Origin of the sequence: Nocardioides daeguensis (assembly GCF_019192965.1) — a bacterium.
Taxonomy (GTDB): domain Bacteria; phylum Actinomycetota; class Actinomycetes; order Propionibacteriales; family Nocardioidaceae; genus Nocardioides; species Nocardioides daeguensis.
On record NZ_JAHTKU010000014.1, the window covers coordinates 13466 to 28050 of the forward strand.

A 14585-nucleotide genomic window follows, 5' to 3' on the forward strand; every position below is an offset into this window, starting at 1 on the left:
CGCCGCTGTCGTCCGAGAACGGGTTCTACTTCCAGGCGACCGACGCCAGCACCGCGTCGAACCACTGCGGCGTGCGTGGGTCGTCGGCCTTGCCGTCCAGCACCAGCTCGACGAGGCTGCCCTCGACCTCGGCGGCCCAGGTGTAGCGCGTCATGCGCAGCGTCGCGTCGAACTCGTTGGCCGTGGTGGTGCTGGCGGTGATGCCCTCGACGCCGTCGACCACCCGGTTGTCGCCCCGTACGAGCGGCGGGTCCAGCTCGGTGCGGTCGCCGACGCCTACCGCCTCGGCGACCTCGTCGAGCCCGTCGGTCGCGTTGCCCATGACCTTCGACTCGTAGACCGCCATGGTCCAGTAGTCCGGCGTCTCCCGGTAGCTGGCCTGGGTCCGGCCGTCGCCGTCGAGCTCCCAGTCCCCGTTGGGGAGCCGGAAGGACACCAGCGGTGTCTCGATCGTGCGTCCGGTGGCGGCCGGTGACGGCGCGGAGGCGGTGGGGCTGGGTGCGGCGCTGCCCGTGGACGCGTCGGCAGCGGGCGACCGGCTCGGCGAGGGCGACGGGTCGCCCCCGTCCTGGCAGGCGCCGAGGAGCAGGGCGAGGCAGGCGCCGGCGGCGAGGAGTCCGGTCCGGGTACGACGTCTCAAGGCACCGGCCTTTCCGAGAGGGGGAGCCGCCAGCGTAGGCGGCCGGTCGCGGGTGGAGGAACTTCGGGTCGGGGGGTGTAAGGGTCGGGGGGCGGGGGAAGGCCATCGGGAGACCATGCTGCGCGGCCGGTGCCCGCGCGCCTCTCGGGAAGGAACCAGCCGCCGATGTTGCCGCAGTTCATCACCGACTTCACAGCCGCGGCGGTGAAGGCCTCGCCGAAGGGCATCGCCGTCGTCGAGCAGGCCATCCAGGAGGCGATCGACGAGATCAACCGGATGATGCCGATGATCGACCCCGAGGAGTTCAGCGCCGACGCCTTCATCCCGAAGTCCGCCTTCGGTGCGGCCGAGCGCTCGCCGCTGGTCGCCCTCCACCACGCCAAGGCCCATGCCGTCATGCGCGACACCCTCGTGGGGGTCGTGACCGACCTCGAGAACTTCAAGGCCGCCTGCGTCGCGGCCCGCGACGGCTTCGTCGAGGTCGACACCGACGCCCGGACCGAGCTCAACGCGCGAGTGAACGCGATCACCGCGCTCGGCAACGCCGACACCGGCAACGCCGATGACGCCTACCACCAGGCGGTCTACGACAACGCGAACGCCCAGGCGAGCGAGACCAACCCCGACGAGCAGGAGGGCTGAGCGATGGCCGGTGAGCACATCCGCAAGGCCGAGGCGGTCACGGCGCTGTCCGACTCCGACCAGGTCAACGCCTCGGGCATCACGTGGGGCCTGCACGCGGCGAGGCTCAGAAAGCTGAAGAGGATCCTCGAGACCACGGCGGCGACGGTGAAGCTCGGCTTCAGCGACGGGGCCGAGGGCGACCCCGAGGGCACCGCCGAGCGCGGCAGCGCCGCCTTCCTCGCCCTCAGCGTCCAGGTCGGGGAGCGTTCGGAGCAGATGAAGGCGGCCGGTGGGGTCCTGAACACGGCGAGCGGCCGCCTGCGGGCGGTCGAGCAGATCCGCGACAACAAGTACGTCGACCCCGGCGCGGCACCCACGAAGCCCAACCCGACCGGCATGACCGACGACGACTACGCCGCGGCGAAGAAGCAGTACGACAAGGACAAGACCGCCCACGACCAGGCCGCCTCGACCTACGACCACCACGACGAGTCGGCCCGGGTTGCGTTGGCGAACCTCGACGAGGCCTACGGCGACGCGTCCGCGGTGCTCGCCGACATCCACGGGGAGCCGGTCTATCCCGAGGACCTCCCGCCGGCGGGCAACACGCCCGGCGGTTCTCCGGGCCTGCCGATCCGGCGCGGCACGCCGCCGACGCTCGGGGAGCCCGAGGGTCCGCAGACCCCGCCCGGCAACGACCCGGGCGACCCGGGCGACCCGACCCACCCGCCGCACGTGGTGCCGCCGGCCGACCCGTTCGACCCCTGGGACCCCGGCAACCCGGGCGACTTCCTCGAGCCCGGCAGCCCGCCGGTCGGGCCGTCGGTGCTGACCCCGGGTGGTGGACCGGGCGGTGGCCCGGGCGGCGCCGGCGGAGGTGGCGGTGGGATCAACCCGTTCGCCGCGGGTGCCGTGGGCGCCGGTGTCGCCGGCATGCCGGGCCTCGCCAACGCCGTGCGCGGCCTGCTCGGGGGCGGTGGCGTGCCCGGACAGTCCGTGGGGCGGATCGGCGCGAGCTCGCGCACCGCGGGTGCCGGCTCGCTCGGTCGTTCCGGGGTCGGTACGCCGGGCAGCCAGGCCGGCCGCGGTGCCGGTGGTCGTGCGGGTGGTCGCGCGGGTGGTCGTGGTGCCGCGGGTGCGGCCGGCGGTCGCGGCGCGCGCTCGGGTGCCGGAGCGGCGGGCGCTGCGGGCGGCCGGGGCCGGCGCACGGGCGAGGAGGGCGACGAGGAGCGCGACCTCTTCGACGACGGCAGCGACTGGATCGACGACGAGGGGGCCGCGCCCGGCGTCCTGTCCTGAGGGGGACCGGGCTCAGGGCAGGGCTCAGGAGGGGGCTCAGGACAGGGTCGCGGGCCGCACCGACTTGGTGTGGCTGTGGCTGTCGTCCTCGAGCTCGGTCATGAAGCTGTCGGCCCACGCCTTGACGTCGTGCTGGGCGATCTGACGCCGCATCGCCTTCATCCGCCGCGTCAGCTCCTTCGGGTCGGCCGCGTAGGCCTCGAGGAGCGCGGCCTTCATGCCGTTCATGTCGTAGGGGTTGACCAGCCAGGCCTGGCGCAGCTCGTCGGCCGCGCCGGCGAACTCCGAGAGGACGAGGGCGCCGTCGTCGTGGATGCGGCAGGCGACGTACTCCTTGGCGACCAGGTTCATGCCGTCGCGGTACGGCGTGACGACCATGATGTCGGCGGCGCGGTAGAGCGCGGCCATCTCCTCGCGCGGGTACGACGTGTGCAGGTAGCTCACCGCGGGGCGGCCGATCCGGCCGAGGTCGCCGTTGATCCGGCCCACGAGGAGCTCGATGTCGTCGCGCAGGTTGCGGTAGTGCTCGACGCGTTCTCGTGACGGCACGGCGACCTGGACGAACACCGCGTCGTCCACGGTGAGGGCGCCGTCGCGGATCAGCTCGCCGAACGCGCGGAGCCGGGCGTGGATGCCCTTCGTGTAGTCGAGCCGGTCGATGCCGAGGAAGATCTTGCGCGGGTTGCCCAGGGCGTCGCGGATCGCCGCCGCCCGCTCGGCCACGGCCTCGGAGCGGGCCAGCTCCTCGAAGCCGGCGGCGTCGATCGAGATCGGGAAGGCCTGCGCGCGCACGGTGCGGCCGTCGGGCAGGTAGACCAGGTCGCGGTGCGTCTTGTGGCCCACGCGCTGACGGACGAGACGGATGAAGTTCTGCGCCGCGCCGGGCAGCTGGAAGCCGACCAGGTCGGCGCCGAGCAGGCCCTCGAGGATCTGGCGGCGCCACGGCAGCTGCTGGAACAGCTCGGCGGGCGGGAACGGGATGTGCAGGTAGAACCCGATCCGCAGGTCCGGGCGCAGCTCGCGCAGCATCTGTGGCACCAGCTGCAGCTGGTAGTCGTGGACCCACACGGTCGCGCCGTCGTTGGCAAGCTCGGCGGCACGCTCGGCGAAACGCCGGTTGACCTTGACGTAGGTGTCCCACCACTCGCGGTGGAACTCCGGCTTCGCCACGACGTCGTGGTACAGCGGCCACAGCGTGCCGTTCGAGAACCCCTCGTAGTGCTCCTCGATCTCGTCGGCCGACATCGCCAGCGGCACCAGGTCGAGGCCGTCGACCTTGAACGGCTTGAACTTCTGGGTGCCGCCCGGCCACCCGACCCAGACCCCGTCGTGGGCCCGCATCACCGGCTCGATGGCGGACACCAGCCCGCCCGGGGACCGGCGCCACCTGGCCTTGCCGTTGTGGTCGGTGACGCGGTCGACGGGAAGACGGTTGGCGACGATCACGAGGTCATGGCCCACGTCCCCACCCTAGTCAGCCGGGTCGTCGGGGTAGCGGATCTCGAGGTCGGCCCGTAGCGCGTCCATCTGTCGCAGCACGGTGAGCGTCTGGGCGTGGGGAACCAGTGGGCTCTCGCGCAGCCCCGCGCGCAGGCAACGGCCCACCTCGGCGATCTCGTTGCCGTAGCCGCGGCCCACCACCGGTTCCTCGCCGGTGAGGACCACGGCCTGCTCGGGGCGGCCGGCCGGCGTGAACACCGCGGCCCGGGGGTGGTGGAAGTCGCCGTGCAGCTCGACCCGGCCGAGGTCGGTCGCGATCGAGGCGGCGCGGCTCGACCAGGACGTCATCGACGCGTGCAGGCTGGCCATCGCTCCGCGCGGGTAGCGCCCCGCGATGGCGATGTCGAGGTCGACGCCGCTGTCGGCGAGGGTGGCGACGCCGCGCAGCTCCTCGGCCTCGCCGAGCAGGAGGTGGGCGAGGGTGAGGGGGTAGATCCCCATGTCGAGCAACGCCCCGCCGCCGAGCTCGGGGGCGAGCATCCGGTCGCTCGGGGGAACGTCGACCCGGAAGCCGAGCTCGGCCGCGAGGTGCCGGGGCGTGCCGAAGCGACCGGTGGCCAGCTCGCGGCGCAGCTCCCGCACGACCGGGTGGCACGCGGTCCACATCGCCTCCATGAGGAACCGGTCGTGCTCGACGGCGAGCCGGACCATCGCCTCGCCGTCGGCGGTGCGCAGCGTGAGCGGCTTCTCGCAGAGCACGTGCTTGCCGGAGGCGAACGCCGCCCGGGCGCCGTCGAGGTGCAGGGCGTGCGGGGTGGCGACGTACACGACGTCGACCGTGGGGTCGGCCATCAGCGCCGCGTAGCTCCCGTGCGCGCGGGTCCGGCCGTCGCCGTACGCGGCGGCGAAGGCGCGGGCGGACTCCTCGTTGCGGGAGCCGACGGCCGCCAGCCGGGCGCCGGGGACCAGGGCCAGGTCGGCCGCGAACGAGCGCGCGATCTTCCCGGTGGCCAGGATGCCCCAGCCGATCGTCTCCGCGGTGCCGGTCATGCCCGCGACCCTAGGGGGCGACGGAGGAGGGGAGTGACGGCGCGGCCGAATGACATCGTTGTGATTCGCGGGCTACAGTACGAGTCAGTACACCTGTCGACCTTCCCCACCTGATGTGTCGAGGAGACCTCATGACCGCCGAGCGCAGCACTCGGGAGAACGCCGCCGCGGCGGCCGCTCCCGGCGGTCTCAGCGACCGCGATCGCGCGATCCTCGAGTTCGAGCGGCAGTGGTGGAAGTACGCCGGCGCCAAGGAGAGCGCCGTGCGTGAGCAGTTCGACATGAGCGCCACCCGCTACTACCAGGTGCTCAACGCGCTGATCGACCGGCCCGAGGCCCTCGAGGCCGACCCGCTGCTCGTGCGCCGGCTGCGTCGGCTGCGCTCGCAGCGCCAGCGGCAGCGGTCCGCGCGGCGCCTGGGCTTCGAGATCTGAACCCACCAGCCCACCCGAACCCGAAAGAGGCGGCCATGACCTTCCCCACCTGGCCCACTCGCACCCGAGACGAACGCGGCGCCGTCCTGCCCTCGCCCGTGGTGCTGCTCAGCATCGTCGCGGTCGCGCTCGCGGCCATCGCGTTCGTCGCGACCCGTGGCGACCAGCCGGTCGAGCGCGACATCTCGGCCACCAAGGCGGCGGCGACGCCGACCGCGAAGGCCACCGATGAGCCCGCCGACGCCGGCGCCGATGCCGGCACCGACCCCGCCGCGCCGCCCACGGGCCAGGAGAAGCCCGCACCGCCGCCGGTCGTGCGCGGCGAGCACGCGGTGGTGGTCTTCAACAACACCGCGATCCGCGGCCTCGCCGGCCGGGTGTCGGAGAAGGTGAAGGCCGCCGGCTGGAAGGTCGCGGCCGCCGACAACTGGTACGGCACCGTCCCGGCGACCACGGTCTACTTCCCGAAGGGCAAGAAGGCCCCGGCCCAGCTGCTCGCGCTCGACCTCGGCATCGCGCGGGTGCTGCCCGCCGACACCGACAGCGACATGAGCGACACCAACCTGACCGTCATCCTCACCGGCGAGCTGGACTGATCCGATGAGGTCGGCGCCGCGCTCGTCCCTGGCGCCCGGACAACCGTTCACCGACCGGCCACCCGCCGTCACGGGCGGCGTGATGGGATGGAGACGTGAGGTTCTCGTCCGTCGAGGGTGAACAGCGCTACGACGCGTTGGTGCGGGTCGCGTCGCGGACCGTCGTCGGCCTCGACTTCGACGGCACCCTGTCGCCGATCGTCGACGACCCCGCACAGGCCCACATCCACCCCGACGCCCCGGCCGTGCTGGCGGCGCTGGCCGAGGAGGTCGCCGCGATCGCGGTGATCACCGGCCGCCCGGCCCGGCAGGCGCTCGACCTCGGCGGCCTGGAGGAGGTCGGCGACGCGCTGGCCGCCGTCGGCAAGGAGCTCTTCGTCTTCGGGCAGTACGGCAACGAGCGGTGGAGCTCGAGCCACCGCCGGATCCGGGGCACCCGGCCGCCGCGGGGCCTGGCGACCTTCGAGCGCGACCTGCCGCGGGCGCTGCGCAGCGCCGGCGCCACCGACGCCTACGTCGAGGACAAGGGCCTCGCCGTCGCCGTCCACACCCGGCGGCTGCCCGATCCCGAGGGCGCCTTCGACCGGCTGCTGCCTCCGCTGCGGGAGCTCGCCGACCGGCACGGCCTGGTCCTCGAGCCGGGCCGCTCGGTGATCGAGGTGCGCTCGGCCGGCTCCCACAAGGGGATGGTCGTGCACCGGCTCGCCGAGGTGCTCGGGGCCGAGGGCTTCCTGTTCGCCGGCGACGACCTGGGCGACGTCGAGGCGTTCGAGGCCGTCGAGGAGCTCGCGCGCGACGGGCTGGCCACGCTGCGGGTCTGCTCGGCGTCCGACGAGCAGAGCGCCCTCGTCGCGCTCTCCGACGTCGTCGTGCACGGCCCGGTGGGCGTGCTCGACCTGCTCGGCCGGCTGGCCGAGGACGCCCGCGCCGCGCGCACGGCGTCCTGATCCACCGCCCCCGTTTCCAGCTCATCCCACATCGCGGACGTCGGTCTCGACATGCGGGACTCCGATTGGGTGCCGACGCGCCCCGCCCCTAGGCTGAGCCTGCTCATCCAGAGGGACTGAGGGAACGGCCCTGAGAAGTCCCGGCAACCGCCGCGAACTCCCGTCGACCACCTGCTCGCAGGCTCGGCGTCGCGGAAACGGTGCCAAATCCGACCCGCGCGAGAGTCGCCGGGACAGATGAGAAGGAGGAATCCATGAGCGCCGTTGTGATCGAGTCGGAGACGACGACCGCGAAGCCGGGGCTGCGCGAGGGCGCGTTCGGCAACGCCACCACCCTGTCCTGTCGCGAGTGCGGCCACCAGGTCGCCCTGGGCCCGTTCTACGCCTGTCCCGAGTGCTTCGGGCCCCTCGAGATCTCCTACGACTTCCCGGCCGTGACCCGTGCGCAGATCGAGGCCGGTCCCCGCAACATCTGGCGCTACAAGGCGCTGCTGCCGGTGCCGGACGACATCGAGACCAGCCCCAACACCGAGCCCGGCTTCACCCGTCTGCTCGACGCGAAGAACCTGGCCGCCGAGCTCGGGATCGCCAAGCTGTGGGTCAAGGACGACTCGACCAACCCGACGAACTCCTTCAAGGACCGTGTCGTCGCCTGTGCGCTGAGCGCGGCCCGCGAGCTCGGCTCCACCGTCTTCGCCTGCCCCTCGACGGGCAACCTCGCCAACGCCGTGGCCGCCGCCGGTGCCCGCGCCGGGATCAAGACGGTCGTGTTCATCCCGAGCAACCTCGAGCAGCCCAAGCAGGTCAACTCGGCGATCTTCACCGAGAACCTGGTCGCCGTCGACGGCAACTACGACGACGTCAACAAGCTCGCCTCCGAGATCGCCGGTGAGGAGGAGGGCTGGGCGTTCGTCAATGTCAACGTGCGGCCCTACTACGCCGAGGGCTCCAAGACCCTGGGCTACGAGATCGCCGAGCAGCTCGGCTGGCGCCTGCCCGACCAGGTCGTCATCCCGGTCGCGTCCGGCTCCCAGCTGACCAAGGTCGACAAGGCGTTCCAGGAACTGATCAAGCTCGGTCTCGTCGAGGACAAGCCGTACCGGATCTTCGGCGCCCAGGCCACCGGCTGCGGCCCGGTCGCGACCGCGTTCAAGGCCGGCGTCGACGCGATCCGCCCGGTCAAGCCCGACACCATCGCCAAGAGCCTGGCCATCGGCAACCCGGCCGACGGCATCTACGTCCTCGACATCGCTCGCCGCACGGGCGGTGCGGTCGAGGAGGTCAGCGACGAGGAGATCCGCGAGGGCATCGTGCTGCTCGCCCGGACCGAGGGCATCTTCACCGAGACCGCCGGCGGGACGACGACCGCGGTCACCAAGAAGCTCGTCGAGACCGGCCAGCTCGACCCCACCCTCGAGACGGTCATCATCAACACCGGCCACGGCCTGAAGACCCTCGACGCGGTCTCCGGCCAGGTCGGCGCCGCCGCGACCATCGCCCCGACCTACGCGGCGTTCAAGCAGACCGGTCTCTGAGACCGCCCCCGCCCCCCGCCCCGCCCCAGCAGAAGAGAGCGCACCATGGCAGTCAGCGTCCGGATCCCCACCATCTTGCGGACCTACACCGGAGGCGAGTCCGAGGTGAGCGCCACCGGCGCCAACCTCGCGGAGATCCTCGACGACCTCGACAGCAACTACGCGGGCATCAAGGGCCGGATCCTCGACGAGGACGGCAAGCTGCGCCGCTTCGTCAACGTCTACGTCAACAACGACGACGTGCGCTTCGAGCAGGACCTGGCGACCCCGACGCCCGACGGCGCCGAGGTCTCGGTGATCCCCGCGGTCGCTGGCGGCTGAGTCACGACCGCACCCCATGCGTATTGGTCGCCGTACCGCGGAATTCGCGACCAGAACGCATGGGGTGCGGTGCGCAGTCAGCCGAGCAGCTGGGCCGCCAGGGCGGCGCTGGCCGGATAGTCGACCTTGCTCACCGGGGTGCGGGGCACCTCGTCGACGAACAGGACCGACTTCGGGACCTTGTAGTTGGAGATCAGCGCGCGGCAGTGCTCGCGCACGTCGTCCTCGCTCAGCGAGGTGCCCTCGCGGCGCTGCACCAGCGCGGTGACCTGCTGGCCCCAGCGCTCGTGCGGCGTGCCGACGACGACCGCGTCGAAGATGTCGTCGTGGCGCAGCAGCACCGCCTCGACCTCCTCGGGGTGGACCTTCTCGCCGCCGGTGTTGATGCAGACCGAGCCGCGACCCAGGACCGTCACCGAGCCGTCCTCCTCGCGGCGCGCGAAGTCGCCCGGGATCGCCCAGCGCACCCCGTCGATCTCCCGGAACGTCGCGGCGGTCTTGACCGGGTCCTTGTAGTAGCCGAGCGGCACCGGGCCGGAGCGGCCGAGCATGCCGTCCACGCCCACCGGGCAGGGCCGGAACCCGGCGTCGAACACCTCGACCTGGTCGGTGACGGTGAACCGCGGCGCCGCCTGGCTGCCGTCGGTGCCGTCGTCCATCCGGGAGCCGGCCGCCCCGGACTCCGAGGAGCCGTACGTGTCGAGGATGAACCGGCCGGGCAGCGCGCGACGGATCTCCTCGCGCACGCCGTCGGACAGGGGAGCGGCTCCGTTGGAGACCGCCGCCAGGCTGGAGAGGTCCCAGCGGTCCGGCTCCGCGAGGATCGCCTCGGCCACCGGGCGGCCCATCGCGTCGCCGAGGAAGGTCAGGGAGACCACCTTCGCCCTCTCGACGAGATCGAGGATCTTCGCCGCGTCGAAGTGCGGCTCGGTGTACAGCGCCACGGTCTGGCCGGCGACGTGGGCGTTGCCGAGGATCCACTGGCTGCCGCCGTGCATCATCGGCCCGCAGGCCAGCAGCACCATCGGGCTCTCGACCGCCGCGGCCTCCGCGACCAGCTGGTCCACGGAGTCCAGCGGGGCGCCGTACCGGGCGGCGTTGAGAGCGGCGCGGATCAGGTCCTCGTTGCGCCACACGACGCCCTTCGGGTAGCCGGTGGTGCCGCCGGTGTAGAGCACGTAGTGGTCGTCCGCGCTCCGCCCCGTGACCGTCCGCTCGGGAGGGGCGGCGGCGAGCGCGGCGTCGTACCCCTCGCCGAGGACGAGGGTGTGCTGCAGGGTGGGGATGTCGAGCTCGGCCAGCGCGTCGACGTACTCGGGGGCGACGATCGCCGCGACGCAGTCGGCGTTGTCGTAGAGGTAGGCCAGCTCGTCGCGCAGGTACTTGTAGTTGATGTTGATCGGCACCGCCCGCGCCTTGAGGCAGCCGTAGAGCGCGTCGACCCACTCGATCCGGTTGGTCGAGTGCACGGCGACGTGCTCGCCCGGCCGGATGCCGAGCCCCACCAGGTGGTTGGCCAGGCGTGTGGAGCGCTCGTCGATCTCCGCGAACGTCCACACCCGCTCGCCCGTGTGGACGGCGACGCGGTCGGGGACGGCGTCGGCCATCGCCTCGAGGATGTCGGCGAGGTTGATCGGGCGCGCGGTGGTCGCTGTCGTGGCTTCTGTGGTGGAGGTCACAGGGAAAGAGTGCCAACGAGAACAAGTTCTTGCTAGAGGGCTTCCCGGTTCGCCTTCCCTTTCCGTGCCGTCGTCCCGCCCGGTCGCCACAATGGCGGGGTGACCGACCACCACTACGCGCTCGACCTGTCCTGGCAGGGCAACCGCGGCACCGGTACCTCCGGCTACCGCGACTACGACCGCGACGTCCTGCTCACCGCGGCCGGCAAGCCCGACCTGCTCGGCTCCGCCGACCCGGCCTTCCGTGGGGACGCCGCCCGCTGGAACCCGGAGGAGCTGCTCCTCGCCGCGCTGGCGCAGTGCCACCTGCTGTCGTACCTCCATTCGGCGGTCAACCACGGCGTCGTCGTCGTCGCGTACGACGACAGCCCGGTCGGCACCATGGCGCAGGTCGGCCAGGGCGGCCGGTTCACCTCGGTCACGCTGCGGCCGAGGGTGAGCGTGGCGGACGCGTCGATGGCGGAGGTCGCGCAGCAGATCCACGGCGAGGCCAGTGCCAACTGCTTCATCGCGGCGTCGGTGGCCTTCCCCGTCAGCCACGAGCCGACGGTGCTCGTCGCAGGCTGAGCCTCAAGCGCGGCGGATCGTCGGCAGCACCTTGGCCATCCGGGACCTGGCCTCGGACGGGTCGGCCGTCGTGATCGTCAGGTTCACGATCCGGCCGCCGGTGAGGAGGGTCAGCGCGGCGCCGTACTGCGTGCGGACGCCGAGTGTGATCGAGTAGTGGAGGACGCGCCCCGGGCCGGCGGCGGTGTCGACGTCCTCGACCGCGTCGATGGACGACGTCACGGTCGCGTACTGCGAGCGCAGCTCTGCCTCGGACGGCAGGGCGTTCGCCGCGCCGGTCGTCGAGACGTTCAGGTTCCCGGCGTAGCCGACGAGGAAGGCGTCGAAGTCGTCGAGCGAGCTGGCGAACTGCTCGCGGGTCAGCCCCATCCGGTCGAGCAGCTCCTGGAGCTCGGCGCTACGGCTCGCGCTCCGCAGGTCCTTCGCCGTCCACGGAGCCCAGCCCGCCGGTGCGGTGAACCGGACGCCGACGCGCGCGGCGACGACCACGTTGGCCTTCTTCTTGTCCCTGCTGGGCTTCGCCTCGGTCGACGGCTCGCCGTTCCCGCCGTCCGACGGCCCGAGCGGCGAGGACGTGGACGGGATGAGGATCTTGTCCTCCTCGGCCACCGTCTCCCCGGCGCACCCGGCGAGCAGTACGGCGCAGGCGGCGAGGATGACCGAGAGGCGCGGAAGCATGGGGGGATCGTAGGTGCGCGCTGCCGACACCGGGGCGAAACCGCGAAGCCACGATCCGTTCAGGCCGGTCTGGTTCAAAGCAGCCATGAGTCGTACCCGTACCGCCCTCGTCGCCGCCGGCGTCGCCCTCGCCGGCATCGGCGTGACGACCGGGGGCGGGCGCGAGCTGCTCCGCCGGCAGGCCGCCATCGCCCGCGCCCGGATCGGCAAGCCGCTGGGGGAGCAGGCGATCCCCGCCGACAAGGTCTGGAAGCGCAAGTCGTACGACGGCCCGCCGCTGCACCTGCTCGTCCTCGGTGACTCGATCGCCGCGGGGCTCGGCGCCGAGCGCGCGAAGGACACCTTGGGTGGCCGGATCGCGCGCGGCCTGGCCGGGGAGGTGCGCCGCCCGGTCGCGCTGCGGACCGCGGCGGTCGTCGGCTCGGAGACCTCGGCGCTGGCCGGGCAGCTCGACGGGCTGCCGTCGGGGTACCGCCCCGACGTCGCGGTGATCGTGGTCGGCGGCAACGACGTGACCCATCGGATCCCGGTGGCGACGTCGGCGGCGCAGCTGGAGGAGGCCGTCGCGCGGCTGCGGGCCTCCGGGACCGAGGTCGTCGTCGGCACCTGCCCCGACCTCGGTGCGCTCCGGCCGGTCCCGCAGCCGCTGCGCTCGCTCGGCTCGCGGATGTCGCGCCAGCTCGCGGCGGCGCAGGCCGAGGTCGCCGTGCGCAACGGGGCACACGCGGTCTCGCTCGCCCGCGTGGTGGGGCCGTTCTTCATCACCAACCCCGACGAGATGTTCAGCCTGGACCGGTTCCACCCGAGCGCGCTGGGCTACAAGCGCACCGCCCAGGCGCTGCTGCCGTCGGTGCTGCTGGCGCTGGGGCACGCGGAGCGGGTCCCGTTCGGGCACCGCGCACCCGCGTCTTGACCTTCCCTTCTCCTTGCACTCGCCATGGTCGAGTGCTAAACATGATGCTGGCACTCTCGCCTTGAGAGTGACAACGGACATCGCGAAGGAATCGCAGGAGTTATGTCGAAGCTGATTGCTTTCAACGAGGAGGCCCGCCGCGGTCTCGAGCGTGGCATGAACACGCTCGCGGACGCCGTCAAGGTCACCCTGGGCCCCAAGGGCCGCAACGTCGTGCTGGAGAAGAAGTGGGGCGCCCCCACGATCACCAACGACGGTGTCTCCATCGCCAAGGAGATCGAGCTCGAGGACCCCTACGAGAAGATCGGCGCCGAGCTGGTCAAGGAGGTCGCGAAGAAGACGGACGACGTCGCCGGTGACGGTACGACGACCGCGACCGTCCTCGCCCAGGCGCTGGTCCGCGAGGGTCTGCGCAACGTGGCCGCCGGCGCGAACCCGATGGGTCTCAAGCGTGGCATCGAGGCCGCCGTCTCCGCCGTCTCCGAGCAGCTGCTCGGCATGGCCAAGGACGTCGAGACCCGCGAGCAGATCGCCGCCACCGCCACCATCTCCGCCGGTGGCGACGCCACCGTCGGTGACGCCATCGCCGAGGCGATGGACAAGGTCGGCAAGGAGGGCGTGATCACGGTCGAGGAGTCGAACACCTTCGGCATCGACCTCGAGCTCACCGAGGGCATGCGCTTCGACAAGGGCTACATCTCGGCCTACTTCGTCACCGACCCCGAGCGCATGGAGACCGTCCTCGAGGACGCCTACGTGCTCATCGCCAACTCCAAGATCAGCAACGTCAAGGACCTGCTGCCGCTGCTGGAGAAGGTCATGCAGTCGGGCAAGCCGCTCGTCATCCTCGCCGAGGACGTCGACGGCGAGGCGCTCTCGACCCTGGTCGTCAACAAGATCCGCGGCACCTTCAAGTCCGTCGCCGTCAAGGCCCCGGGCTTCGGCGACCGCCGCAAGGCCATGCTGCAGGACATCGCGATCCTCACCGGCGGCCAGGTCATCTCCGAGGAGGTCGGCCTCAAGCTGGAGACCGCCGGTCTCGAGCTGCTCGGCCAGGCCCGCAAGGTCGTCATCACCAAGGACGAGACCACCATCGTCGAGGGTGCCGGCGACGCCGCCCAGATCGAGGGCCGGGTCAACCAGATCCGCGCCGAGATCGAGAAGTCGGACTCCGACTACGACCGCGAGAAGCTGCAGGAGCGCCTCGCCAAGCTGGCCGGCGGCGTGGCCGTCATCAAGGTCGGCGCGGCCACCGAGGTCGAGCTCAAGGAGCGCAAGCACCGCATCGAGGACGCCGTCCGCAACGCGAAGGCGGCCGTCGAGGAGGGCATCCTGCCCGGCGGTGGTGTCGCGCTGGTCCAGGCCGGCGCCAACGCGTTCGACAAGCTCGAGCTCGAGGGCGACGAGGCCACCGGTGCCAACATCGTCAAGGTGGCGCTGTCGGCTCCGCTGAAGCAGATCGCCGTCAACGCCGGCCTCGAGGGTGGCGTCGTCGCGGAGAAGGTCGCGAACCTTCCCGCCGGCCAGGGCCTCAACGCCGCGACCGGCGAGTACGTCGACCTGCTGGCCAACGGCATCATCGACCCGGCCAAGGTCACCCGCTCGGCGCTGCAGAACGCCGCGTCGATCGCCGCGCTGTTCCTCACCACCGAGGCCGTCGTGGCCGACAAGCCGGAGAAGGCCGCCGCTGGTGGCGACCCGACCGGCGGCATGGGCGGCATGGACTTCTGAGTCCCGCTCACCCAGCAAGCACCCGCAGGGCCCTCGCTTCGGCGAGGGCCCTGCGGCCTTTTCGGTGCCTCGCGGGGGTCTGGCGGCGCGCCGAGCGGATACCGAGGCGTGACGCGGGACACATCGATGCG

Annotated in this window: 15 protein-coding genes and 1 riboswitch; of the genes, 10 read left to right on the top strand and 5 right to left on the bottom strand. The window is 72.1% G+C overall.

Annotation, left to right across the window (positions count from 1 at the left end; genetic code table 11):
• Nucleotides 1-25: 25 nt before the first annotated feature.
• On the bottom strand, nt 26-640 hold the full coding sequence (locus KU893_RS11955; RefSeq protein ID WP_218234594.1) for a hypothetical protein: 615 nt from the start codon (nt 638-640) through the stop codon (nt 26-28).
• Between the two features lie 165 nt (nt 641-805).
• Here KU893_RS11955 and KU893_RS11960 point away from each other — a divergent pair, with 165 nt between their 5' ends.
• Both KU893_RS11960 and KU893_RS11965 read left to right on the top strand, forming a co-directional pair.
• The gene (locus KU893_RS11960) at nt 806-1282 is read left to right on the top strand and encodes a hypothetical protein (RefSeq protein ID WP_218234595.1); all 477 of its coding nucleotides are present in this window, start codon (nt 806-808) and stop codon (nt 1280-1282) included.
• A gap of 3 nt (nt 1283-1285) precedes the next feature.
• A complete protein-coding gene (locus KU893_RS11965; protein WP_218234596.1) occupies nt 1286-2563 on the top strand; it encodes a hypothetical protein in 1278 nt (425 codons plus the stop codon).
• 36 nt (nt 2564-2599) lie between these two features.
• Here KU893_RS11965 and KU893_RS11970 read toward each other — a convergent pair whose 3' ends face one another.
• Together KU893_RS11970 and KU893_RS11975 are read right to left on the bottom strand one after the other, a co-directional pair.
• A complete protein-coding gene (locus KU893_RS11970) occupies nt 2600-4024 on the bottom strand; it encodes an alpha,alpha-trehalose-phosphate synthase (UDP-forming) (protein ID WP_218234597.1) in 1425 nt (474 codons plus the stop codon).
• 9 nt (nt 4025-4033) lie between these two features.
• A complete protein-coding gene (locus KU893_RS11975) occupies nt 4034-5053 on the bottom strand; it encodes a Gfo/Idh/MocA family protein (RefSeq protein ID WP_218234598.1) in 1020 nt (339 codons plus the stop codon).
• Between the two features lie 131 nt (nt 5054-5184).
• On the opposite strand from KU893_RS11975, the gene KU893_RS11980 reads away from it, so the two are divergent.
• The 5 genes from KU893_RS11980 (at nt 5185) to KU893_RS12000 (ending at nt 8886) form a co-directional block, all read left to right on the top strand.
• On the top strand, nt 5185-5487 hold the full coding sequence (locus KU893_RS11980) for a DUF3263 domain-containing protein (protein WP_218234599.1): 303 nt from the start codon (nt 5185-5187) through the stop codon (nt 5485-5487).
• Between the two features lie 35 nt (nt 5488-5522).
• The gene (locus KU893_RS11985) at nt 5523-6083 is read left to right on the top strand and encodes a LytR C-terminal domain-containing protein (RefSeq protein ID WP_218234600.1); all 561 of its coding nucleotides are present in this window, start codon (nt 5523-5525) and stop codon (nt 6081-6083) included.
• A 95-nt stretch (nt 6084-6178) separates the two neighbouring features.
• Nucleotides 6179-7030 carry a trehalose-phosphatase gene (gene otsB, locus KU893_RS11990; protein WP_218234601.1) on the top strand — a complete coding sequence of 284 codons (852 nt, stop codon included), beginning with the start codon at nt 6179-6181 and terminating at the stop codon, nt 7028-7030.
• A 100-nt stretch (nt 7031-7130) separates the two neighbouring features.
• Nucleotides 7131-7274, top strand: a riboswitch (SAM riboswitch).
• Nucleotides 7275-7284: 10 nt separating this feature from the next.
• Nucleotides 7285-8565, top strand: a complete 1281-nt coding sequence (thrC, locus tag KU893_RS11995) for a threonine synthase (protein ID WP_218234602.1) — start codon at nt 7285-7287, stop codon at nt 8563-8565.
• A 45-nt stretch (nt 8566-8610) separates the two neighbouring features.
• A complete protein-coding gene (locus KU893_RS12000) occupies nt 8611-8886 on the top strand; it encodes a MoaD/ThiS family protein (RefSeq protein ID WP_218234603.1) in 276 nt (91 codons plus the stop codon).
• A gap of 77 nt (nt 8887-8963) precedes the next feature.
• Here KU893_RS12000 and KU893_RS12005 read toward each other — a convergent pair whose 3' ends face one another.
• Nucleotides 8964-10565 carry an acyl-CoA synthetase gene (locus tag KU893_RS12005; protein ID WP_218234604.1) on the bottom strand — a complete coding sequence of 534 codons (1602 nt, stop codon included), beginning with the start codon at nt 10563-10565 and terminating at the stop codon, nt 8964-8966.
• 99 nt (nt 10566-10664) lie between these two features.
• Between KU893_RS12005 and KU893_RS12010 the strand changes: the two genes are divergently transcribed.
• Entirely contained in the window at nt 10665-11132 is a 468-nt protein-coding gene (locus tag KU893_RS12010; protein ID WP_218234605.1) for an OsmC family protein, read from the top strand.
• Between the two features lie 3 nt (nt 11133-11135).
• On the opposite strand, the gene KU893_RS12015 is transcribed toward KU893_RS12010, so the two are convergent.
• Nucleotides 11136-11810 carry a hypothetical protein gene (locus KU893_RS12015; protein ID WP_218234606.1) on the bottom strand — a complete coding sequence of 225 codons (675 nt, stop codon included), beginning with the start codon at nt 11808-11810 and terminating at the stop codon, nt 11136-11138.
• Nucleotides 11811-11895: 85 nt separating this feature from the next.
• Between KU893_RS12015 and KU893_RS12020 the strand changes: the two genes are divergently transcribed.
• Nucleotides 11896-12723, top strand: a complete 828-nt coding sequence (locus KU893_RS12020; protein ID WP_218234607.1) for an SGNH/GDSL hydrolase family protein — start codon at nt 11896-11898, stop codon at nt 12721-12723.
• 102 nt (nt 12724-12825) lie between these two features.
• The gene (groL, locus tag KU893_RS12025; RefSeq protein WP_218234608.1) at nt 12826-14454 is read left to right on the top strand and encodes a chaperonin GroEL; all 1629 of its coding nucleotides are present in this window, start codon (nt 12826-12828) and stop codon (nt 14452-14454) included.
• Nucleotides 14455-14585 lie beyond the last annotated feature (131 nt).